21 protein-coding genes are annotated in these 21,552 nt (G+C 63.2%); 10 read left to right on the forward strand and 11 right to left on the reverse strand.

Translation table 11 applies throughout. The features are described from left to right. The first annotated feature begins 111 nt into the window (after positions 1 to 111). The 5 genes from colR (at position 112) to BM382_RS08980 (ending at position 3,889) form a co-directional block, all read left to right on the forward strand. On the forward strand, positions 112 to 795 hold the full coding sequence (gene colR, locus BM382_RS08960) for a two-component system response regulator ColR (protein ID WP_011063090.1): 684 nt from the start codon (positions 112 to 114) through the stop codon (positions 793 to 795). Beyond that, complete coding sequence (locus BM382_RS08965) at positions 785 to 2,065, forward strand: sensor histidine kinase (RefSeq protein WP_011063089.1); 1,281 nt, start codon at positions 785 to 787, stop codon at positions 2,063 to 2,065. Before colR ends, BM382_RS08965 begins: the two co-directional genes overlap by 11 nt. 195 nt (positions 2,066 to 2,260) lie before the next feature. Beyond that, positions 2,261 to 2,944 (forward strand): class I SAM-dependent methyltransferase, encoded by a 684-nt coding sequence (locus tag BM382_RS08970; protein WP_015636804.1) that lies wholly within the window; start codon positions 2,261 to 2,263, stop codon positions 2,942 to 2,944. 4 nt (positions 2,945 to 2,948) lie between these two features. Further along, entirely contained in the window at positions 2,949 to 3,662 is a 714-nt protein-coding gene (locus BM382_RS08975; RefSeq protein ID WP_011063087.1) for a lipopolysaccharide kinase InaA family protein, read from the forward strand. Positions 3,663 to 3,664: 2 nt separating this feature from the next. Then, entirely contained in the window at positions 3,665 to 3,889 is a 225-nt protein-coding gene (locus BM382_RS08980) for a hypothetical protein (RefSeq protein WP_011063086.1), read from the forward strand. A 62-nt stretch (positions 3,890 to 3,951) separates the two neighbouring features. Here the strand turns inward: BM382_RS08980 and BM382_RS08985 are convergent, their stop codons facing one another. The 8 genes from BM382_RS08985 to BM382_RS09020 form a co-directional block, all read right to left on the reverse strand. Next, the gene (locus BM382_RS08985; protein ID WP_072442944.1) at positions 3,952 to 5,049 is read right to left on the reverse strand and encodes a DUF1513 domain-containing protein; all 1,098 of its coding nucleotides are present in this window, start codon (positions 5,047 to 5,049) and stop codon (positions 3,952 to 3,954) included. Between the two features lie 2 nt (positions 5,050 to 5,051). Beyond that, positions 5,052 to 6,116, reverse strand: coding sequence for an imelysin family protein (locus BM382_RS08990; protein ID WP_011063084.1), 1,065 nt, complete (start codon positions 6,114 to 6,116; stop codon positions 5,052 to 5,054). Between the two features lie 43 nt (positions 6,117 to 6,159). Further along, positions 6,160 to 7,581 carry a di-heme oxidoreductase family protein gene (locus BM382_RS08995; protein WP_019092984.1) on the reverse strand — a complete coding sequence of 474 codons (1,422 nt, stop codon included), beginning with the start codon at positions 7,579 to 7,581 and terminating at the stop codon, positions 6,160 to 6,162. Between the two features lie 200 nt (positions 7,582 to 7,781). Then, positions 7,782 to 9,122, reverse strand: coding sequence for an imelysin family protein (locus tag BM382_RS09000; protein WP_011063082.1), 1,341 nt, complete (start codon positions 9,120 to 9,122; stop codon positions 7,782 to 7,784). Positions 9,123 to 9,284: 162 nt separating this feature from the next. After that, complete coding sequence (locus tag BM382_RS09005; protein WP_011063081.1) at positions 9,285 to 11,336, reverse strand: putative bifunctional diguanylate cyclase/phosphodiesterase; 2,052 nt, start codon at positions 11,334 to 11,336, stop codon at positions 9,285 to 9,287. A 303-nt stretch (positions 11,337 to 11,639) separates the two neighbouring features. Beyond that, on the reverse strand, positions 11,640 to 12,236 hold the full coding sequence (locus BM382_RS09010; protein ID WP_011063080.1) for a superoxide dismutase: 597 nt from the start codon (positions 12,234 to 12,236) through the stop codon (positions 11,640 to 11,642). A 176-nt stretch (positions 12,237 to 12,412) separates the two neighbouring features. After that, positions 12,413 to 13,015: a LysE/ArgO family amino acid transporter gene (locus BM382_RS09015; RefSeq protein ID WP_011063079.1), complete on the reverse strand. Its 603-nt coding sequence runs from the start codon at positions 13,013 to 13,015 to the stop codon at positions 12,413 to 12,415. Positions 13,016 to 13,017: 2 nt separating this feature from the next. Next, complete coding sequence (locus tag BM382_RS09020) at positions 13,018 to 13,422, reverse strand: ACT domain-containing protein (protein WP_011063078.1); 405 nt, start codon at positions 13,420 to 13,422, stop codon at positions 13,018 to 13,020. Positions 13,423 to 13,532: 110 nt separating this feature from the next. Here BM382_RS09020 and BM382_RS09025 point away from each other — a divergent pair, with 110 nt between their 5' ends. The 4 genes from BM382_RS09025 to BM382_RS09040 all read left to right on the forward strand — a co-directional run bounded on the left by BM382_RS09025 (position 13,533) and on the right by BM382_RS09040 (position 17,437). Further along, the gene (locus tag BM382_RS09025) at positions 13,533 to 14,432 is read left to right on the forward strand and encodes a LysR family transcriptional regulator ArgP (protein ID WP_015636800.1); all 900 of its coding nucleotides are present in this window, start codon (positions 13,533 to 13,535) and stop codon (positions 14,430 to 14,432) included. 97 nt (positions 14,433 to 14,529) lie between these two features. Beyond that, a complete protein-coding gene (locus BM382_RS09030; RefSeq protein ID WP_072442654.1) occupies positions 14,530 to 15,522 on the forward strand; it encodes an NAD-dependent epimerase/dehydratase family protein in 993 nt (330 codons plus the stop codon). A gap of 106 nt (positions 15,523 to 15,628) precedes the next feature. Continuing rightward, positions 15,629 to 16,468, forward strand: a complete 840-nt coding sequence (locus BM382_RS09035; protein ID WP_011063075.1) for a coiled-coil domain-containing protein — start codon at positions 15,629 to 15,631, stop codon at positions 16,466 to 16,468. Between the two features lie 123 nt (positions 16,469 to 16,591). Further along, on the forward strand, positions 16,592 to 17,437 hold the full coding sequence (locus BM382_RS09040) for a cache domain-containing protein (RefSeq protein ID WP_072442656.1): 846 nt from the start codon (positions 16,592 to 16,594) through the stop codon (positions 17,435 to 17,437). A gap of 65 nt (positions 17,438 to 17,502) precedes the next feature. On the opposite strand, the gene BM382_RS09045 is transcribed toward BM382_RS09040, so the two are convergent. Further along, positions 17,503 to 19,020 carry an MDR family MFS transporter gene (locus BM382_RS09045; RefSeq protein WP_019092982.1) on the reverse strand — a complete coding sequence of 506 codons (1,518 nt, stop codon included), beginning with the start codon at positions 19,018 to 19,020 and terminating at the stop codon, positions 17,503 to 17,505. A gap of 396 nt (positions 19,021 to 19,416) precedes the next feature. On the opposite strand from BM382_RS09045, the gene BM382_RS09050 reads away from it, so the two are divergent. Beyond that, on the forward strand, positions 19,417 to 20,331 hold the full coding sequence (locus BM382_RS09050; protein WP_011063072.1) for a helix-turn-helix domain-containing protein: 915 nt from the start codon (positions 19,417 to 19,419) through the stop codon (positions 20,329 to 20,331). Here the strand turns inward: BM382_RS09050 and BM382_RS31860 are convergent. Both BM382_RS31860 and BM382_RS09060 read right to left on the reverse strand, forming a co-directional pair. Beyond that, entirely contained in the window at positions 20,324 to 20,500 is a 177-nt protein-coding gene (locus tag BM382_RS31860) for a hypothetical protein (RefSeq protein ID WP_015636796.1), read from the reverse strand. The two genes, BM382_RS09050 and BM382_RS31860, sit on opposite strands and share 8 nt — an antisense overlap. Positions 20,501 to 20,641: 141 nt before the next feature. Further along, entirely contained in the window at positions 20,642 to 21,547 is a 906-nt protein-coding gene (locus BM382_RS09060) for a LysR family transcriptional regulator (protein WP_011063070.1), read from the reverse strand. Positions 21,548 to 21,552 lie beyond the last annotated feature (5 nt).

Here is a 21,552-nt window from a genome sequence, read left to right on the forward strand (position 1 = left end):
AGGCTCGGGAAAACTCTGCCAGGCACCGGCCGACAAGGCTGGCGGCGAGCCGGACTTGGCCTTAAGCTGCGCGAGCCAAGATGGCCGTAACCCTGTACGGAGAGAGTGCCGATGCGAATTCTACTGGTTGAAGACAACCGCGATATTCTCGCCAACCTGGCTGACTACCTGGGGCTCAAGGGCTATACCGTGGATTGCGCCCAGGATGGCCTGTCCGGGTTGCACCTGGCGGCCACCGAGCATTACGACCTGATCGTGCTCGATATCATGCTGCCGGGAATCGATGGCTATACCCTGTGCAAGCGCCTGCGCGAAGACGCCCGGCGTGATACTCCGGTGATCATGCTCACCGCCCGCGATCAGCTCGACGACCGCCTTCAGGGCTTCAAGTCCGGGGCGGATGACTACCTGCTCAAACCCTTCGCTCTCTCGGAACTGGCGGCGCGTATCGAGGCGGTGATGCGCCGTTCCCAGGGTGGTGGCCGTCGGTCGCTGCAGGTTGGCGACCTGAGCTACGACCTCGATACCCTGGAGGTCACCCGCGAAGGCCGCTTGCTCAAGCTCAACCCCGTGGGCCTCAAGCTGCTGGCGGTGCTGATGCAGAAAAGCCCCCATGTACTGCGTCGGGAGATCCTCGAAGAAGCCCTGTGGGGCGACGATTGCCCGGACAGCGACAGCCTGCGCAGCCACGTTCACCAATTGCGCCAGGTGATCGACAAGCCGTTCGCCAAGCCGCTGCTGCACACCGTGCACGGTGTCGGGTACCGCCTGGCCGAGGGCCGAGATGGAGTTTAAGCAGAGCCTTGCCCAGCGCATCATCATCGCCTTTGCGTTGATGAGTGCACTGGTGGCGGGGGCGTTCGCCATGGGTATCGTGGCGACGGTGCACCTGGTGGAGGAGAAGCTCATCTCCGCAGGCCTGGGCGGTGACCTGCAACGCCTGTTGCTGATGGATAACGTCGGCGACTGGAGCCACCGCCCCGAGCCCGACCAGTTGTTCTACTACAGTGGCGGGCGCGGCGACTTCGAGCTGCCCAAGGATTTGCGCCATCTGGATCCGGGTTTCCACGAGGTGTTCCGCGAGGAGTTGTCCTATCACGCCATGGTCGAGGTGGTGGACGGTCGGCGCTATGTGCTGCTGCAGGACCAGAGCGATTTCGAAGAGCGCGAGCGGGTGCTGTTCGCCGTGGTGCTGGTAGGTTTTGTCCTGAGCCTGGCGCTGGCGGTGTTTCTCGGCTGGATCCTGGCTCGCCGGGTGATGGCGCCGGTAGTGCGTCTTGCCCGGCAGGTGCGCCACCGGGATCAACTGCTGGGCCTGGCTCCGCCCCTGGCGCCGGACTACGCGGCGGACGAGGTGGGAGAGCTGGCCATTGCCTTCGATGCAACCCTGGGCCGCTTGCGCCAGGCCTTGAGCCGCGAGCGGCTGTTCACCAGCGACGTCAGTCACGAACTGCGCACGCCATTGATGGTTCTGGCTACCTCCTGCGAGCTGCTGCTGGAGAATCCACGGCTGGACCCTCGTGGGCGAGCCCAGGTCGAACGCATCGCTCGCGCTTGCGACGAGATGCGCGAGCTGGTGCAGACTTTCCTGATGCTGGCCCGAGCACAGCGTGAAGATGCCAGCATGTCGCCGCAGCTGAGCCTGAGCCAGGCGGCCAGTGACTTGACCGGTATCTGGCGCGAAGCCATCGAGGCCAAGGGGCTCGAGCTGATCTTCGAGCCCGGAACCCCAGGTGACAATCGCTACAACGCCACCTTCCTGCATGCGGTGATGGGCAACCTGCTGCGCAACGCCTTGCACTACACCGAACAGGGTTTCATCCGCCTGAGCCTGGTGCCCGATGGATTCGTGGTGGAGGACAGCGGCGTGGGCATTCCCGAGGAGAAGCGCGAGGCAATGTTCCAGCCGTTTGTGCGGGGCGATGAAAAGCGTGGGGAAGGCCTGGGGCTGGGGCTGTCCCTGGTGCAGCGGATCTGCGAGAACCAGGGCTGGACTGTCAGCCTCACTACCATGACGCCCAATGGCTGTCGTTTTTTCGTTCAGCTGAACTCGGCCAAGGCCTGATTGTTCTTTCCCGGCCCTGTTTTACGGGGCCGGTCACTTGTCGTTTTTTCCTCTTAAGTGGCCCCAGGCCACTGTCCTCAGCCTGTAAAACCCTGAAATATTTCCTCGTTGGACGGTACGAAGTTTTCACAAAGGGATGACCTGTCGCTGACACGTCGCTGCTTAAGGTGGCGCCATCAGTTGCAGGAGACTTTGATGATGGCTACGCCGATCAAGCTGGAATTTTCCGAAAAATACGATGCCCAACACGCCCAGGAATACCTGCTCAAGCACCAGGATGGTCTGGCGCGGCAGTTGTCCCACAAGCGTGACGAACAATTGGCCCGTACTGCGCTGGCCCTGGCGGGAGAGCCCGGGCTGGTACTGGACCTGCCCTGCGGTGCCGGTCGTTTCTGGCCGCTGCTGGCAGAAAAAACCAATCGAGTGATCATTGGCGCTGACAATTCAGCAGCTATGCTGAGTACCGCCACGGTGGCCCAGCCGGCCGACGTGGTAAAACGGGTACGGCCCTTGCAGACCTCTGCGTTTGCCATTGATTTGCCGGACAACGCCGTGGACTGCATTTTTTCCATGCGTTTATTGCACCACATAGGCCAGGCGGAGCACCGCATGGCGCTGCTACGGGAGTTTCAGCGGGTCAGCCGTGACAGCGTGATCATCTCGTTGTGGGTCGATGGCAACTTCAAGGCCTGGAAACGCAAGCGCATGGAGCGCAAGCGCCAGGCTGAAGTTGGGCAGGAGGGTTACCAGAATCGTTTTGTGTTACCGGCGGCCACGGTCGAAGAAGAATTCAGGCAAGCCGGCTTTCGTGTCCAGGAACACCTGGACTTCTTTCCGCTCTACGCCATGTGGCGGGTCTACGTATTACGCAAGAGGTAAGAGGATGGCTGTTGAATGTGCTTCGGAACTGGATGCCGCGCCCACAGATTGCTTCGAATACTTCTGGAATAAACAAGGTGAATGGGTCGAGGAACCCAATCAGCGTCGAGGCGGCGAGAGCGGCGTCCAACGCATTCAAAGCAGTAGCGGCGGCCTGCTCTATGCCAAGCGGCAGATCGGGCACATTCATCGCAGTTGGTTGCACCCTTTCGGGCGACCGACGGTCCTGCGTGAGCGCGAGGCTCTGCAAGGCCTGCGCCTGCTGGACGTGGAGGTCCCGGAACTGGTGTTCTGCGGGGCCCGGCGTGGCCCGGAGCGACAATGGCAGGCGTTGCTGGTCACCGCAGCGCTGGAGGGCTTCATGGAGGTCGACAACTGGTATGCCGCCGGTGGGCGCGAGCGCCATGGTGAAGCCTTTCATGATCGTTTGTTGCAGGCAGTGGCTGCGACCCTGGCGCGCATGCACAAGGGGCGCTGGCAACATGGTTGCCTGTACGCCAAGCACGTTTTCGTGCGGGTGGACGGCGAGGGCGAGCAGGCTCAGGTGCGAGTCGCATTGCTGGATTTCGAGAAATGCCGCCAGCGCTTGAGCAGCCGCCGGGCCGCAGCCCATGACCTCAAGCAACTGCGTCGCCATTCGTCGTGGAATGACGCGGACTGGCAAAAGCTCTACTACTTTTACAAGACGGTGTTTGGCAGCCCCATCAAAGGTTTATAGCGATGAAGCTAGAAATTGCACGAGGTTTGTTTCTGGCAGGAGCCTTGGCAGTCGCTTCTTTGGCCGTAGCTGCCTGGGAGCAGCCGCGCACGCAGGTCCTGAGCGCCCAGGGAGACGCCCATTGCCTGTTGCCGCGGGTGGCCAAAGCCTCTGTGGCGGTCAAGCCCGATCATGACCTGTTGCTGTTCATGTTCGGCATGGCTCAAGGATTGAAACCCCAGAGTTGAAACTTGTTCAGCCCCTAGAAAAAGGCCTCGCAATGCGAGGCCTTTTGTTTGCCCGGAAATGATCAGATCAGATGCAGGTGGTTGTCCCACAGGCCCGCTGGAAGGTCCAGGGGCTTGGCCACGATTTGCGTCTGGCGGCAGTCGTAGAAGCGGCAGCGACCTTGTCCCGAGGTCACCACGAAGCCATCGGCTACCGCTCCGACACCGGCGCAATCGGGCAGCGGGGCGTCGACCCGCACGGCACCGCTGTCCAGGTCCCAGATAAAGAAGCGGTTGCCCCGGGGAGCGGTCAGGGCCACCAGCCGCAGGTCGCTGTGCACTGCCACGCTGGCGGTGTAGTGCCCCATGGCCTGCAATTGTTCCTGGGCTACCGGGAAGGGGGCGAAAGGCTGGCCGGGACGCTTGATCGCCAACAGTTCCGAGGATTCGTGGGCAGCGCCCATGAACTGCTGGCCGGTGACTATGGTGCCGTCGCCGGCAACGCCCATGTGGCGCACGCTGTTCATCTGCTGGGCCAGGGTTTCCTTGCTCAGTAGCGTGCCATCGCGCTGCATCAGGACCAGGCTCGGTTCCATGGCGTCGAGGTTCATCTCCACCCGGCTTTCGGCTTCGGTACGGATCCCGCCGTTGGCCACCACCAGGGTTTCCCCGTCTGGCATCCATGACACCTGGTGGGGGCCGATGCCATGGGTGGACAGCTCGCCGCTGTGCACCAGGCGCTCACCCTCGAAGCGGTAGACACCCAGCAAGCCCCGGCCCGGGTCCCGGGTATCGTTCTCGGTGGCGTACAGCCATTCGCCGCTCTTGTGGATCACCGCATGTCCGTAGAAATGCCGGTCCGGTTGCGCGGTCAGGGTCTGCAGGAGCGCGCCGTTGCGCAGGTCGATCAGGTAGCTTTCGGTGCCCGGGCGCCGCGCCACGAACAGGGCGATGGGCAGTTGCGGGTGGTTGATGATGTCATGGCAACGTTGGCCGACCTGGGTGGCAAATACCTGTTTACCGTCCAGTTGATAACCGACGGCGTAATGCTTGCCGTCACCATCGTCCCTGGCCGAAAGCAGCAGGGGCTGCTTGCCCTTTTGCTTGAACAGCGTCCAGCCGCCCAAGGTCACCGCACTGAGCAGCAGGCTGCCCAGCGCCAAAGCCTGACGTCGCAGCATCATCAGTCACCGTCGTTGGCGTTGAAGCCCAGTTGGATCCCCAGCGCCTTGGCCAATTCGCCTTCATGCAGGCGGTGGACCACGTTGAGGCTGTCATACAGGTCGTTGAGTTGCTGGCGGCCAGCGTCGTCACTGAGCATTTCGGTCAGCGAGCGCTGGGTGCTGGCGAAGAGTTTCAGCGAGGCGGCGTAGGCGGCGTCGATCTTGTCGGCCAGAGGCTTCTGATCGGCAGGCAACAGGCCGCGCAGGCCCTTGTTGTCGACCCCGGCCCAGACCGTCTGGGCAGCGCTGAGGCTGGCTTCCAGGCCCTGCAGGGACGACTGGCTGCGCCAGGCATCGGCCTGGAACGGCTGCGGGATGCCCTTGGTCTGGCGGCCCATCGGCGTGCCGAGCTTCTTCTTCAGGGTATCCAGAGCCGTGACCTGGACCCGCAGCAGGTCGGCGATGGCCTCGTGGGAATCGGCGTACCGCTGGTTGGGGAACTTGCTCATCTGCGCGAGCATGCCGTCGTTGGTGTTCCAGCTCGACAGGATTTCTTCGGCCAGTTGTTTCTGGCGCTCACCAATGGCAGTCAGCAGCGGGCAGTAGCGGGCTTTCTGCGCGCTGTCGGCCATGTCGATCTTGCTGTCGAAGAGGATGTATTCGTAGGCCGACAGCCCCTGCACCACGACGCTGGACTTGGCCAGGGCGGCGGCATCGATCTGCGGGTTGGCGGTGACCAGTTGCTCCACCTGACGGCCCACCAGGTTCTTCTTGTCCGGCCAGAACTGGACCTGCCAGGAGCGGTTGCCCTCGGCCAGTGGGCCGATCAGCAACGGCTGGAGCTCGGCCCAGGCTTTTTGCGCATGGAGGAAGTCGGCCCGGGCGGTGTCCAGGCTTTCCTTGCCTTCACAGAAGGCCAGGGCACTAATGGCCAGCTGGCGGTCGGCGTCGACCCAGCGACTGTAGGTCGGCAGGATGACCTGCTTGGCGATGGCCGCCGAGGTGACGGCTTGTGGGTCCTGGGGCGAGCAGGCGCCCAGGGCGAGTGCGGCAAGGCTGGTGAACAGCAGTTTGGGGCGGAACATGTTCGGGCTCCCTTTATTGTGGAGAAAACGTGTGAGTCGAGCGTTACAGAGAATTCAGGAATGCCAGCAACGCGGCGCGCTGCTGGGCATTGAAGGTCAAGACCTGTTGTTTCGCGCCTTCGGCTTCGCCGCCGTGCCAGAGCACCGCCTCCATCAGGTTGCGGGCGCGGCCGTCATGCAGGAACTGGGTGTGGCCGCTGACGGTTTCGGTAAGGCCGATGCCCCACAGCGGCGCGGTGCGCCAGTCGCGGCCACTGGCCTTGAACTCCGTGCGGTGGTCCGCCAGGCCTTCGCCCATGTCATGCAGCAGCAGGTCGCTGTAGGGGCGTATCACCTGGTTGGCCAGCTCGGGTTCGGCGGCGTTAGCCGCGGTGGTGAAACTTGGGGTATGGCAGGACTGGCAGCCGGCCTGGAAGAACAGGTTCTTGCCGGCCAGGACCTGGGGCGAGTCGACATCGCGACGTGCCGGCACCGCCAGGTTGCGGGTATAGAACAGCACCAGGCGCAGGATGTTGTCGCTGACCTCCGGCTCGCCATCCGGGCCGTTGCCATTGGGGGCCTGCTTGCAGGCGGTTTGCGCGTCGGTGCAGTCATCGAAGGGTCTCAGGCGGGTGGTCAGGCCCATATCACCAGAAAACGCGTGAACATTTTGTTGATTGAGGTTGGGTTGCCCGGCTTTCCAGCCAAAACGCCCGAGTACGGTCTTTTGCAGGGCGTCATCCCAGACCCAGTTGGGCCGGCCGGCGATGGCATTTTTATTCGCCGGCCTGGCATTGGCCAGGATCGCCTCTTCGGGAATGGCTTCCAGCAGCCCCAGGCCGATCATCGGTGGCGCCACCCGGGCGGAAAAACGCGTGTCCGGGTGCATAGGCCCGTAGCCCAGGTCGGTGATCTGCAGCTTGGGTTTGCGCAGCTCCACTTGAGTGCCGTCCTGGAAGCGTACCGGCAGGGGATCGTAGTCCACCCGTACCCGGCCTTCCGGAGCGACCCCGGGAATGGCCATGTCCTGCAACTGGCCGCCGTACACCGGCTCCGGAACGATGCCTGCCTGTTCGATGAGCCTGGCAAAGGCCGGATCGTCAGGGATCGACAGGCGCACCAGCATCGACACTGCGTTCAGCGCATCCGGCGCCGGGGGATGGCCGCGCCCGTCCTTGACGTGGCAGTTCTGGCAGGCGTTGGTGTTGAACAACGGGCCGAGGCCGTCGCGGGCGGTGGTGGTGGAGGGGGCGATGACCCAGGGGCTGCGGAAGAAACTGTTGCCGACGCTGAAGTCCAGGCGCCGGGTGGGTGGCAGGTTGGCCGACGGCAGGGAGAAGGCATTGCGATCGCTCTTGTTGACCGTGGTCGCGCCGCCCGCCCGGGCTTCTCCAGGTTCGGCCTGGGTAAAGCGCGGCGCGTCATCGCAGGCACTCAGGCTCAGGGCCATGAACAGAGCGGACCAGCGAAGCGGCAACGAGGGCATCGGACATCCTGCAAGACGAGCAAAACAAGGGCGCAAAGTCTAACAGGGCGGCCTGGATTGAATAAGAGGAATTATCGTTTGGTTTGACCCAGGACAAGCTGGACGGGGCGCAGGCAACGATGTTGCAGGTTGTGCAAACGGCTGCGGCGGGCACAAAAAAGGCGACCCGAGGGTCGCCTTTCTGCCTGGCGCAATGCGGATCAGAATTCGTGATCGGCGTTGTCCGGGTTCAGGTCGCTGATGCCCAGCTTGCCGGCGGCCTGCTCGATCGAGCCGGTCTGCTTGACCAGGGCGGCGATGGCGTCACGCACGATCTGGTTGCCGGACTCGTTGCCCGCCGCAATCAGCTGGTCGTAGTGCTCGCCCTTGTTGGCGTGGTCGACCATGACCTGGATCTTGGCTTCGGTGGCCGCCAGGTCGGCTTTCAGGGCCGCGTCGGCGGCCGGGTCGGCCTTGGCCACCAGGGACGACAGGCTGGCGCCGCTCATCTTGGTGCCGTCGGTACGGGTGTACTCGCCCAGGTAGACGTTGCGGATGCCCTTGGCGTCGTAGAAGTGCGAGTTGTGGGTGTTGTCGCTGAAGCAGTCCTGCTCGTCTTCAGGGGAGTTGGCTTCCAGGGAAACCTTCATCCGCTCGCCGGCCAGTTCACCCAGGGACAGGCTGCCCATGCCGAACAGCATCTTGCGCAGGCCGGTCTCGGCCGGCTCGGCTTCCAGGGTGGCGCGGTAGTTGTCGGCCACGTCCGGCTTCCAGTTGCCGACCATTTCTTCCAGGTCGTTGACCAGCAGTTGGGTCACGGCCTTCAGGTAGGCACGACGACGATCGTTATGGCCACCGGTGGCACCGGCACCTTCCAGGTAGTCCGAAGCAGGGCGGGCGCCGGCGCCAGGGCCGGTACCGTTGAGGTCCTGGCCCCAGAGCAGGAATTCGATGGCGTGGTAGCCGGTGGCGACGTTGGCCTCGGCACCGCCCAGCTCGTTCAGGCTGGCGAGTTTTTCCGGGGTGATGTCTTTTACGTCGACCTTGTCTTCGCCGACCTGGATCTCGGTGTTGGCGATGATGTTGGCGGTGGCACCCGGGTTGCCCAGTGCGTGCTCGTAGCTCTTGTCGACGTAGTCGATCAGGCCTTCGTCCAGGGGCCAGGCGTTCACCTGACCTTCCCAGTCATCGATGATGGTGTTGCCGAAGCGGAACACTTCGCTCTGCAGGTAAGGCACGCGAGCGGCGACCCAGGCAGCCTTGGCGGCTTTCAGGGTGTCGTCGTTGGGCTTGGCGAGGAAGGCATCGATGGCGGTCTGCAGGGTTTTCGCGGTGGATTCGGAGTCGCTGTATACGGCGAAGACCATGTCGGCGTAATGCGCGACCACGGCCTTGGCAGCCGCTTCGTCGACCTTGCCGGCTGCATCGGCCGCTGGGGTGGCAGTGCTGGTGGCCGGGGTCGGCGCTTGGGCGGCAGCCTTGTCGTCTTTGCCTTCGCCGCAGCCGGCGAGGGAAATTGCGATGGCCAACAGACTGGCGGTAGCCAGAGGCATACGAATCATGGCGAACATCCTGCTTCGAGAGGGGAGTGGACGGCGCGGGGGCGCGCAAAAGCTGCGACATAATGCGAAAGATTTGCATTATGTGTAAAGGGTTGTGCCTGGAAATATTTCTTATTCAACAGGGGATTGCGCTGGGTCAGGTTCGCCAGCGCCGTGCCTGGCTCAGAGGATTGCCGCATTGCTGCGCTGGGCCTGTTTCAGGTAGGCCCCCAGCTCCCGGGCGGGCAGGGGTTTGCTGTAGTGGTAGCCCTGACCTTCGTGGCAGCCTTCGGAGATGATGTAGGCCTCCTGCTCGGCAGTTTCCACGCCCTCGGCGATCACCTGCATGCCCAGGCTCTTACCCAGCTGGATGATCGCGCGCACGATGGTGGCATCGTCGTCGTCATCCAGCAGGTCCTGGACGAAGCTCTTGTCGATCTTGATCTTGTCCAGGGGCAGGCTCTTGAGGTAGCTCAGGGACGAGTAGCCAGTGCCGAAGTCGTCGATGGCAATCAGGGCGCCGGAGCGGCGCAGGCTCAGCAGGTGCTGGGCGGCGGTGCTGATGTCTTCCATCAGGCCGGTTTCGGTGACTTCCAGCTCCAGGCTGCGGGGCGGCAGGCGGTAGATCTGCAACAGATTGTTGACCACCCGTGGCAACTCGGCGTGGTGCAGTTGCACGGTGGACAGGTTGACCGCCATGCGCAGGTCGCTGAAGCCCATGTCGTGCCATTCCCGCAGCTGGCGACAGGCCTGGTCCAGCACCCATTCGCCGATGGCGATGATGGTGCCGTTCTGTTCCGCCAGGGGAATGAACAGGTCTGGCGGCACCAGGCCATGCTCGGGGTGCTGCCAGCGGATCAGCGCTTCGACGCCCACCACACGGTGGTCGCGATAGCTGATCTGCGGTTGGTAGACGAGGAAGAACTGATCCCGGGCCAGGGCCTCGCGCAGGTCTTTTTCCAGCTCGCGGCGACGACGCATCTCGCTGTCGACGCTGGCGATATAGAACTGATACCGATTGCGTGACCGGGTCTTGGCCAGGGTCATGGTCTGTTCGGCTTTTTGCAGGAGCTTTTCCGTGCTGTCGCCGTCTTCCGGGAACAGGGTGATACCGATGGTGGCACGCAGGCGGATTTCCTGGTGATCCAGGGCGAAGGTGGCCTCCAGGTCATCGAGGATGCTCTGGGCCAGTTCCGCAGCTTCGTAAGGCTGTTCGATATCGGCCTGGACCAGGGCGAACTGATCGCCCCCCAGGCGCGCCAGGGCGCCAAGCCGGCCGCTGTGGCCGCGCAGGCGGTCGGCCAGGGCCAGCAACAGCTGGTCGCCGGTCTGGTAGCTGAACTGTTCGTTGATGCCCTTGAAATCATCCAGGCCGACACAGAGCACCGCCACCCGGCGTTGCAGGCGCCCGGCGTCCACCAGGATCTTGTCCAGTTGCTGTTGCAACTGCTGGCGGTTTGGCAAGCCGGTGAGGAAGTCGTACTGGGCCATGCGCAACAGGCTGTTTTCCGCCTCGTGACGCAAGTGGGTGTTGCGTTCGATGGAGGCCAGCAACTGATTGGCGGTATTGATCCAGATCCCCAGCTCGTTCTTCTCGTGGCCCTTGAGCAGGGGCAACTGGTGTTCGCTGGGGCGGTCGGGGTTGATGGTGGTCAGGTGCTCGATGATTCGCGACAGCGGCTTGGTCAGCAGCCAGTGATAGACCAGGTACAGCACCAGGCCCATGGCCAGGGCCCGCAGGACTCCGGAAATGAAGATGATCACCGAACTGACGATGAAACCCTGGCCATAAGTGGCGGTGTCGAGGGTGATGCTCAGGTCGCCGTAATATTCGCTGTAGGGGCCACGGCCCACCAATTGCGTAGTGAAGGTGCGTTCCTGACCGAGGATCAGGTCGGTCAGCCAGCGGCTGGAGGATTTCTGCAGGTCGCGGGATTTCTCCGCGAGCATGGTCTCGTTCGGGTGGCCAATGGAGGCCATGCGCACAGCGTCATCCTGGAACAGGCCTTCAATGACTTGCATGCCCATTTCCCGGTCCAGGCTGTAGACCGCCTGTGTCGATGGGTCGCGAAACATGTCGAGAATGCGCTGGGCATCGCTAGCTACCGCCTGCCGAGTCTTGTAGGCATCGAAGACGATCTGGGCGCAGCTCAGGACCACGCCCACTATGAGTGCCGACAGCAGCACAACCCGGAGCAACTTCACCGACAAGCTGTTTTTGAGTTCCAGCTTCAAAGGGCTATTCCTTGTTCCGTGCGTGTAGCGTCAAGTTGCCATGAGTATTGGCAATCCCGTGATGGCCGTCAAAGTGACATTAGTGCCGAGAACAGGATGTCTGCGGGCCAGGCCCGGGTGATCAGAATCAGGATTGCTCGTGCTGTGGATAGTGTGTCGGTAGCGACGCCTTGCAACTTGAGGGGCGGCGTTGTTTTTTACCTGCCATGAATCTTAGCGCTTCAGGTGGGCGGGACAAGATCCCGGCTTTGCCACAGGCAAAAAAAACCCGGCCAGGCCGGGTTTTTTACACTGCAAACGGACTTAAGCGACGAAGTTCTTGCCTTCGAACTGCTCAGCCACGAATTTCCAGTTGACCAGGTTCCAGAACGCTTCGACGTATTTTGGACGAACGTTGCGGTAGTCGATGTAGTAGGCGTGTTCCCAGACGTCGCAGGTCAGCAGCGGGGTGTCGCCGCTGGTCAGCGGGTTGCCGGCGCCGATGGTGCTGGCCAGGGCCAGGGAACCGTCAGCCTTTTTCACCAGCCAGCCCCAGCCGGAACCGAAGGTGCCAACCGAAGTCTTGGTGAATTCTTCTTTGAACTTGTCGAACGAACCGAACGCAGCGTTGATGGCTTCAGCCAGGGCGCCGGTAGGTTGGCCGCCGGCGTTTGGCGCCAGGCAGTTCCAGTAGAAAGTGTGGTTCCAGACCTGGGCTGCGTTGTTGAAGATGCCGCCCGAAGAGGTTTTGACGATCTCTTCCAGAGTCTTGCCTTCGAACTCGGTGCCTGGCACCAGGTTGTTCAGGTTCACGACGTAGGTGTTGTGGTGCTTGTCGTGGTGGTATTCCAGGGTTTCCTTGGAAATGTGCGGCTGCAGAGCGTCGTGTGCATAGGGCAGCGGCGGCAATTCGAAAGCCATGATGATTCTCCTAATCAGGTCAGTTGCGGTGAGCGCAAGGCCGATCACGGGCGGCCAGACAAGCGCCGGGGAGTTTGTACTCTTTGCGGCGCAGGGTTCGGATCATAGCACCGGGGGTGCGGCTTAACCACGCAACAACTGTGTGGGATAGAGGTTCCAGAGCCTTTTGGAATAAGTCACGCGGCGCTGATCAACTGCAGGGCGACGCTGAACATCATCACCGCCACCAGCAGGTCGAGTATCCTCCAGGTGCTCGGGCGCGCCAGCCACGGAGCCAGCCAGGCGGCGCCCAGCGCCAGGGTGAAGAACCACAGCAGCGAAGCGCTCGCGGCCCCCACCACATAGGCGCCCGGTTCGGTCTGCTGGGCCCCCAGCGAGCCGATCAGCAGCACCGTGTCCAGGTACACGTGGGGGTTGAGCAGGGTCACCGCCAGGGCGCTGAGCATCACCGCCCGCAGCGAACGCACGGTCTGTCCTTCGCCCTGCTGCAGGCTCTGTTTCGAGCAGGCCCGGCGCAATGCCTGGGCGCCATACCAGATCAGGAATGCCGCGCCGCCCCAGCGTGCCACCGCCAGCAGCATCGGGCTCTGGGTGAGCACGGTGGCCAGGCCGAACACGCCGGCCGCCACAAGCAACGCATCACAGGTGACGCAAAGCGCCGCCACCGGCAGGTGGTGCTCGCGGCGCAGGCTCTGGGCCAGGACGAAAGCGTTCTGAGTACCGATGGCCATGATCAGGCCGAAGGCCACCAACAGGCCATTCACATAGCTTTGCCACATGGTTATTGCTCCTCGCCGGCGGCCAGTTGTTGCAATACCTGCATAGCCCGCCCGGCATCCGCCTGGCCGACAAACAGGTGGTCGTGGTAGTAGCCGGCGATCACGTTGCAACTGATCCCGGCCTTGCCCAGGGCCCCGGCGAAGGCAGCGGTCAGGCCTACGGCTTCGAGCGCCGAATGCACGTTGAGGGTGATCCAGGCGGCTACATAGTCAAAGCCCAGGCCCAGGCGCTCGGCCTGCTGGCGCGGGAGAATCACGGTCAGGCCTTCGCGCTCGCGAAAACTGCCCAGCACTTCGCAGTCCTGCAGCAGGCTGCGGTCGGGGAGGGAGCAGAACACGTACTCGCCGTCATTGAGCTGCGGGCTCATGCTGCGCAGCAGGGTTGCGAGGGAGGTTTCACCGGCCATGAACGGAATCCTTGAACGAAGAGGCATTGCTGAGGCTTTACGCTGGCTATTTTCCCGGCCCGGGTTGTATAAGAAAAACCAATATTGCTGATCTCTCATTAGGAAAACTGATGTTCGACTACAAGTTGCTCTCGGCCTTGGCCGCAGTGATCGAGCAGGCAGGGTTCGAGCGGGCGGCCCAGGTGCTGGGTTTGTCACAGTCGGCGATTTCCCAGCGGATCAAACTGCTGGAGGCCCGGGTCGGCCAGCCAGTGCTGGTGCGGGTGACGCCGCCGGCGCCGACGGAAATCGGCCGGCGCCTGCTCAACCATGTGCAGCAGGTGCGCCTGCTGGAGCGCGACCTGCAAAGCCTGGTGCCGGCGCTGGACGAGGAGGGCCTGCCGGAGCGCTTGCGCATCGCCCTCAACGCCGACAGCCTGGCCACCTGGTGGGCTGGCGCAGTGGGCGATTTTTGCGCCGAGCACCATCTGCTCCTGGACCTCGTGGTGGAAGACCAGACCGTCGGCCTCAAGCGCATGCGCGCCGGGGAAGTGGCGGCCTGCGTCTGTGCCAGCGAGCGCCCGGTGGCCGGGGCCCGCAGCCTGCTGCTGGGGGCCATGCGCTACCGGGCCATGGCCAGCCCGGAATTCATCGCCCGGCATTTTCCCCAGGGCGTGCGTGCCGAGCAGTTGCCGCGCACACCGGCTCTGGTGTTTGGCCCCGACGATTTCCTGCAGCATCGCTACCTGGCTTCCCTGGGCGTGGACGGTGCTTTCGAGCATCATCTGTGCCCGTCTTCCGAGGGCTTCATTCGCCTGACCGAGGCCGGCCTGGGCTGGGGGCTGGTGCCCGAGTTGCAGGTCCGCGAGCAGCTCGAGCGGGGCCTGCTGTTGGAGCTGTTGCCGGATAAACCCATCGATGTGCCGCTGTACTGGCATCATTGGCGCAACGGCGGCCAATTGCTGGGGCTGCTCACCGAGCACCTGGCACGTTTGTCGGCACAATGGCTGGTGCCCTGGGAGCAGCCGTAAGCGTCAAGCGACAAGCTGCAAGTAGACAGCTTGCGCACTGATTTTTAACTTGCAGCTTGTAGCTCGTAGCTCGTCACTGCTTTCTTAGGAATATTTCATGAAGATTCTGGTTACCGGCGCAAGCGGCTTCATCGGCGGGCGCTTCGCCCGCTTTGCCCTTGAGCAGGGCCTGGAGGTGCGGGTCAATGGCCGTCGCGCCGAAGCCGTGGAGCATCTGGTGCGCCGTGGCGCTGAGTTCGTCCAGGGTGACCTGAGCGATGCCGATCTGGTGCGCGAGCTGTGCCGCGACGTCGACAGCGTGGTGCATTGCGCCGGTGCCGTGGGCTTGTGGGGGCGCTACCAGGAGTTCCACCAGGGCAATGTGCTGGTCACCGAGAACGTGGTCGAAGCCTGCCTCAAGCAGCGGGTGCAGCGGCTGGTGCACCTGTCTTCGCCCTCGATCTACTTCGACGGCCGGGATCACCTGGGGTTGACCGAGGAACAAGTGCCCAAGCGCTTCCGGCATCCTTATGCGGCCACCAAGTACCTGGCCGAGCAAAAGGTCTTCGGCGCCCAGGAGTTCGGCCTTGAAGTGCTTGCCCTGCGCCCGCGCTTCGTCACCGGCGCCGGCGACATGAGCATCTTCCCGCGGCTGTTGAAGATGCAGCGCAAGGGCCGCCTGGCCATTGTCGGCAACGGCCTGAACAAGGTCGATTTCACCAGTGTGCACAACCTCAACGAGGCGTTGTTCAGCAGCCTGCACGCCAGCGGCTCGGCCTTGGGCAAGGCCTACAACATCAGCAACGGCACACCGGTGCCTTTGTGGGATGTGGTCAATTATGTGATGCGCCAGATGCAGGTGCCGCAAGTCACCCGTTATCGCTCCTTCGGCCTGGCCTATGGCGTGGCGGCGCTCAACGAAGGTTTCTGCAAGCTCTGGCCGGGGCGACCGGAGCCGACTCTGTCGCGCCTGGGAATGCAGGTCATGAACAAGAATTTCACCCTGGATATCAGCCGTGCCCGGCATTATCTCGGCTATGAGCCCAAGGTCAGCCTGTGGGCGGCCCTGGATGAGTTCTGCGCCTGGTGGAAAGCCCAGGACATAAGCTGAAACCAAAGACTGAACCGAGTTTGCCCGGCCCGGTCCATTGGCCGGGCGAATTAGCGGTTTATACTCGCCGCACTCAGCCACCACCGCGTTTCACAAAGGTTGCCCCATGCGTAACGATGCAAACGATGACTTCGACGACGTTCCCAGTCTGCGCGCCGATCCTCTCGACGACGATGTCTTCCCCACCACCAGCGCTGCCCGCGAGCGTACCTCCGTGCATTCGCGCGGCACGCCGGTAGTCAAGGTCAAGAGCCCCAGCACCGGCCCGCTCTGGGCATTGGTGGGCGCCTTGTTCTTTGCCTTCATCGGCCTTGCCTGGTGGAGCTTCCAGCAGATTTCGCTGATGGAACAGCAATTGGTGGCGACCCAGGAAAGCTTCGCCAGGATCAGTGAGGAAGCGGCCGGACGCCTGCAGGACATCTCCGGCAAGGTGGTGGCCAGCCAGACCAATGTCACCACCGACAGTGAAGCGCTGAAGCTGCAGATCAAGCAACTGGAGAGCCGCCTGCAGGACCAGAGCCGACAGCAGCAGGGCGTGGCGGGGCAGGCCACCGATCTGGACAAGCGCCTGGCGCAGATGAGCGCGCAGACCGCCGAACAGCAAGCAGCCAACAGCCAGTTGCAGGCTCAGGTGAAAGCCTTGAGCGGTGAACTGGCGAGCCTGAAAAGCGCCCAGACCGACAATGGCAAGGTCGATGCCCAGCTCAAGAGCCTGGGCGCCGACCTGGCCACGCTGAAGAAACAGGGCAATCCGAGCGCCGCCATCGAGCGTCTGGAACAGGACCTGATCGTGCTCAAGAGCCAGCAGGACAACCGTCCCGCCGCTGCGCAAAACGGTGCCAGCACTGCCGAGTTCGACGCCTTTCGCGGCCAGGTGACCCGCAACATCAACACGCTGCAAAGCCAGATCCAGAACCTGCAGCAGCAGATCAACACCCGCCCTTGATGGGGGCCGCCTTCCCACGCCTGGCGTGGGAAGGCGTCGGTTCACCCCCCGTGTGCTGAATGTTTCCGCATATCCTGCAGCCGTCTACGCTCTTCGAACGCCAACACGAACGAGGAGCGGGCGATGAGACTGTGGCTTGGAAATACCTGGGTGGGCTGGCTGCTGCTGTTGTGCTTGGGCCCGCTGCAGGCGGCGCCGTCGGTGGATGATGGCGCGGCGGCCCGGGCGCTGCTGGAAAAGGCCCTGGGCTACTACCACGATCAGGGCGACAAGGCATTCGCTGCCTTCAGCCGCCAGGGCGAGTTCGTCGACCACGACCGCTATGTGTTCGTGGTGGATACCCAAGGCGTGATGCTGGCCAGTGGCGGTCCCTCGTCGGCGTTGATTGGCCGTGATGTGTCGCAAGTCCTGGGGCCGGACCTGCGCAAGGCGTTCAAGCAAGCGTTGAAGACGCCGGAGGGCAATGGCATCCAGCAGGCCGAGTACCGCTGGCAGAACTGGGCCGACGGCAAGATCGAGCGCAAGCATGTGTATTTCCAGCGGGTCGGCGAACGCATCCTGGCGGTGGGTTACTACCAGCCCCGGGCGTCGGCCGAGCAGGCCAGGGCATTGCTGGAGAGGGCAGCCACGGCCCTGAGCACGGACCGCAACGGCACGCTCAAGGCGATCAACCAGTTGCAGGGCGGTTTTCTCGAAGACGATCTGTACGTGTTCGTGGTGGACATGGACAGCCGGCGCTACCTGGCCCATGGCACCAACCTGCGTTTGCTCAACACCGACTTCGCCAAGATCAAGGATCCCGAAGGCAAGCCGGTGGGCGAGCCGATGCTGGCGCTCATGGCTCGCGAGGATCAGGGCGAATACCAATACCGCTGGAAGAACCCGGTGACCGGCAAGGTGGAGGACAAGCACGCCTACCTGCGCAAGGTAGGGAATCTGCTGGTTGCGGTGGGCTACTACAGCCCTTGATCATGCTGTCCTGCAGCCGCTGCCGCAGGCTGTCGACCAAAGCGGCTACAGGAGCTCGGGGTGGGTTAACGCGCCTTGTCTTCACGACCGCGCAGCAGGCGATTGGGCATGGCGATCGCCGCTGCCAGCCCCAGCAGGGATACCCCGGCACTGACCAGCAACAGATGCTTGAAGGTCGTCAGCAACTCGGCTCGCAAGGCGTCCCGCGCCGGGCCGGGGGCGGCGTTCAGGCCTTCCAGCAGGGCATTGCCGGAGTGCCCTTCAACCATCAGCCCGGCGCCACCGAGATGGGCCAGGCTGGAATCCTGGAGCAAGGCCAGCAGCAACGCCGACATCAGCGCCACGCCCACCGCCCCGCCGAGGGCGCGGAACAGGTTGGTGGTGCTGGTGGCCACGCCGATATCCCGTTGTTCCACCGAGTTCTGCGTGCCCACCAGGGAGGTGGGGAACTGCATGCCGCCGGCGATCCCGCAGAGCAGCATGAACAGGCCGCTGAGCAGCTCCGCCTGCGGCGGCACCAGGGCCATGCCGAGGATCGACAGCGGCATCAGCAGCGCGCCACTGAGGATCATCGGCTTGTAGCGCCCGGTGACCGAGGTCAGGCGCCCGGCACAATAGGCGCCCATTGGCAGGCCCATGGCCAGCGGCAGCAGGTGCAGGGCGGCACTGTCGGCCCCGGCGCCGGTGATGCTCTGGAAGCGCAGCGGCATCAGCACGATCAGGGAAATGGCCTGGAAGCTGGTGAAGAAGATCGTGCACCAGCACAGCAGCGCGTTGCGGTTGGTGAACAGGTGCATCGGCAGCAGGGGTTCCCGGGCCCGGCGCTCATGCCAGACGAACAGTGCCAGGACGATGACCGCGATGGCCAGCAGATCGAGCACTTCGGCGCTGCGCCAGGAATAGCCCTGGCCTACCTGGGTGATACCCAGCAGCAGGGCGGTCAGGCCGATGATCATCAGCACGGTACCGAGGTAGTCGATGATCGGCTTGCGCTGGGGCACCGGCAGCCCGATCAGAGTGCGATGCGCCACCCACCAGGCGCCCAGGCCCAGAGGCAGGTTGATCAGGAACACCCAGCGCCAGGAAAGGAATTCGGTCATGTAGCCGCCCAGCACCGGGCCGGCGACGCTGGCCACTGCGTACATGCTGCTGAAGTAGCCCTGGTAGCGACCGCGCTCCCGAGGCGGAACTATGTCGCCAATAATGGCCTGGCTCACGGAGATCATGCCGCCGGCGCCGATACCCTGAAAAATCCGCGCCAGTACCAGTTGCTCCATGTTCTGTGCCAGGCCGCAGAACAGCGAGGCCAGGGTGAACAGCCCCATGCCGAACAGCATCAAGCGGCGGCGGCCGTAGAGGTCGCCGAGCTTGCCGTAGATGGGCACTGCCACGGTCATCGCCACCATGTAGCCGGAGATCACCCAGGCCAGCAGGCCGACGTCCTTGAACTGGGCGGAAATGGCCGGCATGGAGACGGCGACAATGGTCTGGTCCAGGGCGCCGAGAAAGATCGCGAGCATCAGGGCGATCAACACGCTGCGAATGGCCGGTTTGGGCGAGACGGGCTGTTGGAAGTGGGTCACGAAAGAACCTGCGGGCAGAGATTGACCCGGCGGAGCAAGGCCGGTGGAAGTGCGCTTCAGTGTACTAGATAGGAGCCTACTAGATAGCCATACAAGGAAGTCTCCGGGGATTTTTCATCTGGGCTTAACTGATGGGAACGATGCTCTGTGAAGACCTGGGCGGTCAGACGAAAACGCAGATTATTCGGCGGGAATTAGCTGGTAATGGGACGCATTCTGTATAGTGCCCGGCACTGGGCTGGTGCTCTGAACACCGGCCCGGTCAATGTCCATTGATGTTGCTGTTGCTTGCATTTCGCCCGGGCGTATTCGTTTATCGAAGAGCCCTGGCGGTTGTCTGATGGTTCGCCCGCTGGCGCCCCCGTCGCCCGTCACACTGAGGCCTGGACTGTAGTGATGAACAAGCCTGCCCTTGCGTCGATTCCGGTGTTCAAGCTCTATGGCGAGAGCCTGGACTGGCCTACCCCGGACCTGCTTCATTGCGAGCCCATCAGCCAGCGCAGCCGCGAGCACCATTGGGAAATCAAGCCCCATCGGCATGCCGACCTCTGCCAGTTGCTGTTTGTATACCGTGGGCAGGCGGAACTGGAGATCGAAGGCCAGCGTACCCTGCTGGACAAATCGATGGTCCAGGTCCTGCCGCCGCTGTCGGTCCATGGCTTCCGGTTTTCCGAAGACATAGAAGGTTATGTGGTGACGCTGGCAGCGCCGCTGGTAAGCCATCTGCAAACCCAACTGGGGCAGGGGCAAAATACCCTGGCCAGGCCCGAGGGATATCCGACGGGGGCAGACGAGGCGTACCTGAACGGTTTGTTCGCCGCCTTGCAGCAGGAGTACCAGGGGCAGCAGCCGGCTCGGGAAATGCTCATGCATGCGCTGGTCAGCATGATTGTGGTCTGGGTCGGGCGCCAGGCGTTGCAGCGCAGCAGTGCCAGCCGGCGTCCCCAGCGGGCCCGCGAGTATTTCAATGGCTTCATCCAGTTGGTGGAGGCCCATTACCGCGAGCATGTGAAGGTCGAGGACCTGGCCCACAAGTTGGGCATTTCCGTGTCGCACCTCAACGGCACCTGCCGTGAACTGGCAGGGCAGCCCGCGCTGCAGATCATGCACGAACGCCAGCTACTGGAAGCCAAGCGGCTGCTGACCTACACCGGGATGACCATCTACGAGATTTCCGCGGACCTGGGGTTTTCCGACCCCACCAACTTCACCCGGCTGTTCCGGCGCCGGGAGGGGATCTCGCCCAAGGTATTTCGCGACCGCCTGAAGGCCGATCAGGCCGGCGACGCCGATTCGCTGACGCTCACCTGAGGGCGTTCAAGGTGGCGTTGTGGGGCATGCAGCGCTCCAGGTTGCAACTGGCGTAGTTGCGCGGTTGCATGCGCGCCTGCTCCACGCGATAAGCGGCAGTACCGTATAGCGCCAGGGTCACGGTGCAGGTCATGAAGATGGCCAGGTACCTTCTTGTCTTGACGTTCATGGCAACGACCTCTGAACCCATACCCCTTTGGTTTAAAGGGGTACTGTTATCAGCATAGGTCAGTTGCGTGGGCTTGCCCGGCCTGTTTGGCAGGGTATTCAGCAGTTGGATCGAGCAGCCTGGCCAGCGCCGTGCATCTATCTACAAACCTTCGTCCCAGAGCGGTTGCTGGGGAAACCTGAGGACCAGGAAGTCGAGCATGCTGCGCAAGGTCGCCGGCATGTGCTTGCGCGAGGCATAGACCGCGTACATGTTCATCGTGCGCGGTTCGGCGTGGGGCAGCAGGCGTACCAGCTCTCCACGCTTGATGTACTCACCGGCCTGGTAGCTGGGCAGCATGGCGATCCCGGCGCCGGCCATGGTGGTGCGCAGCAGCGTGCTGGCCTCGTTGGCGCTGATGTTGCCCTGCACCGGCACCGATACCTGTTCGCCATCCTGTTCGAAATGCCACAGGCTCTTGCCGAAGTAGGAGTGGGTCAGGCAGTTGTGCCGGTTCAGTTCCTCCACCCGCTGGGGCGCGGGGTGCTCTCGCAGATAGGCCGGCGAGGCGCAGATCACCGAGCGGCAGACCGTCAGGCGCCGGGCGATCAGGTTCGGGTCCAGGTCATTGCTGGTACGGATCGCCAGGTCAATGCGTTCATCCACCAGGTTCACCGTGCGATCGAGCATCTGCAGGTCGATGCTGACCCCCGGGTAGCGCTTGACGTAGTCGGCCACGGCATCCGCCAGTTGCGACTGGCCGAACGAGGTACTGACGCTGATGCGCAGCAGACCGCGGGGTGCATCGTCCGGCTCGCCGACCGCGGCCTGCATGTCGCTGGACAGCTCCAGCATCTGCCGGCAGCGGGGCAGGATCTCACCGCCGGCGGCGGTCAGGCTGAGCTTGCGCGTGGTTCGGTGCATCAGCCGGGCGCCGACCCAGTCCTCCAATTCCGCCAGATAACGTGATACCACCGGACGCGACAGGTCCAGGTGATCGGCGGCGGCCGACTGGCTGCCCAGGTCGACGACGGTGACGAAGACCCGCATTGCTTGGAGACGATCCATGATTT

The sequence above is a fragment of the Pseudomonas sp. NFPP25 genome, from assembly GCF_900116505.1.
Lineage (GTDB): Bacteria > Pseudomonadota > Gammaproteobacteria > Pseudomonadales > Pseudomonadaceae > Aquipseudomonas > Aquipseudomonas protegens.

Excerpts from the sequence above, each read along its gene's own strand:
- BM382_RS08970 (WP_015636804.1), top strand. The coding sequence starts at position 2,261 with ATGATGGCTACGCCGATCAAGCTGGAATTTTCCGAAAAATACGATGCC.
- colR (WP_011063090.1), top strand. The coding sequence starts at position 112 with ATGCGAATTCTACTGGTTGAAGACAACCGCGATATTCTCGCCAACCTG.
- BM382_RS09035 (WP_011063075.1), top strand. The coding sequence starts at position 15,629 with ATGCGTAACGATGCAAACGATGACTTCGACGACGTTCCCAGTCTGCGC.
- BM382_RS09000 (WP_011063082.1), bottom strand. The coding sequence starts at position 9,122 with ATGATTCGTATGCCTCTGGCTACCGCCAGTCTGTTGGCCATCGCAATT.
- BM382_RS09020 (WP_011063078.1), bottom strand. The coding sequence starts at position 13,422 with ATGGCCGGTGAAACCTCCCTCGCAACCCTGCTGCGCAGCATGAGCCCG.
- BM382_RS09015 (WP_011063079.1), bottom strand. The coding sequence starts at position 13,015 with ATGTGGCAAAGCTATGTGAATGGCCTGTTGGTGGCCTTCGGCCTGATC.
- BM382_RS08990 (WP_011063084.1), bottom strand. The coding sequence starts at position 6,116 with ATGTTCCGCCCCAAACTGCTGTTCACCAGCCTTGCCGCACTCGCCCTG.
- BM382_RS08975 (WP_011063087.1), top strand. The coding sequence starts at position 2,949 with ATGGCTGTTGAATGTGCTTCGGAACTGGATGCCGCGCCCACAGATTGC.
- BM382_RS09025 (WP_015636800.1), top strand. The coding sequence starts at position 13,533 with ATGTTCGACTACAAGTTGCTCTCGGCCTTGGCCGCAGTGATCGAGCAG.
- BM382_RS09060 (WP_011063070.1), bottom strand. The coding sequence starts at position 21,547 with ATGGATCGTCTCCAAGCAATGCGGGTCTTCGTCACCGTCGTCGACCTG.
- BM382_RS08965 (WP_011063089.1), top strand. The coding sequence starts at position 785 with ATGGAGTTTAAGCAGAGCCTTGCCCAGCGCATCATCATCGCCTTTGCG.
- BM382_RS31860 (WP_015636796.1), bottom strand. The coding sequence starts at position 20,500 with ATGAACGTCAAGACAAGAAGGTACCTGGCCATCTTCATGACCTGCACC.
- BM382_RS08995 (WP_019092984.1), bottom strand. The coding sequence starts at position 7,581 with ATGCCCTCGTTGCCGCTTCGCTGGTCCGCTCTGTTCATGGCCCTGAGC.
- BM382_RS08980 (WP_011063086.1), top strand. The coding sequence starts at position 3,665 with ATGAAGCTAGAAATTGCACGAGGTTTGTTTCTGGCAGGAGCCTTGGCA.
- BM382_RS08985 (WP_072442944.1), bottom strand. The coding sequence starts at position 5,049 with ATGCTGCGACGTCAGGCTTTGGCGCTGGGCAGCCTGCTGCTCAGTGCG.
- BM382_RS09050 (WP_011063072.1), top strand. The coding sequence starts at position 19,417 with ATGAACAAGCCTGCCCTTGCGTCGATTCCGGTGTTCAAGCTCTATGGC.
- BM382_RS09040 (WP_072442656.1), top strand. The coding sequence starts at position 16,592 with ATGAGACTGTGGCTTGGAAATACCTGGGTGGGCTGGCTGCTGCTGTTG.
- BM382_RS09010 (WP_011063080.1), bottom strand. The coding sequence starts at position 12,236 with ATGGCTTTCGAATTGCCGCCGCTGCCCTATGCACACGACGCTCTGCAG.
- BM382_RS09030 (WP_072442654.1), top strand. The coding sequence starts at position 14,530 with ATGAAGATTCTGGTTACCGGCGCAAGCGGCTTCATCGGCGGGCGCTTC.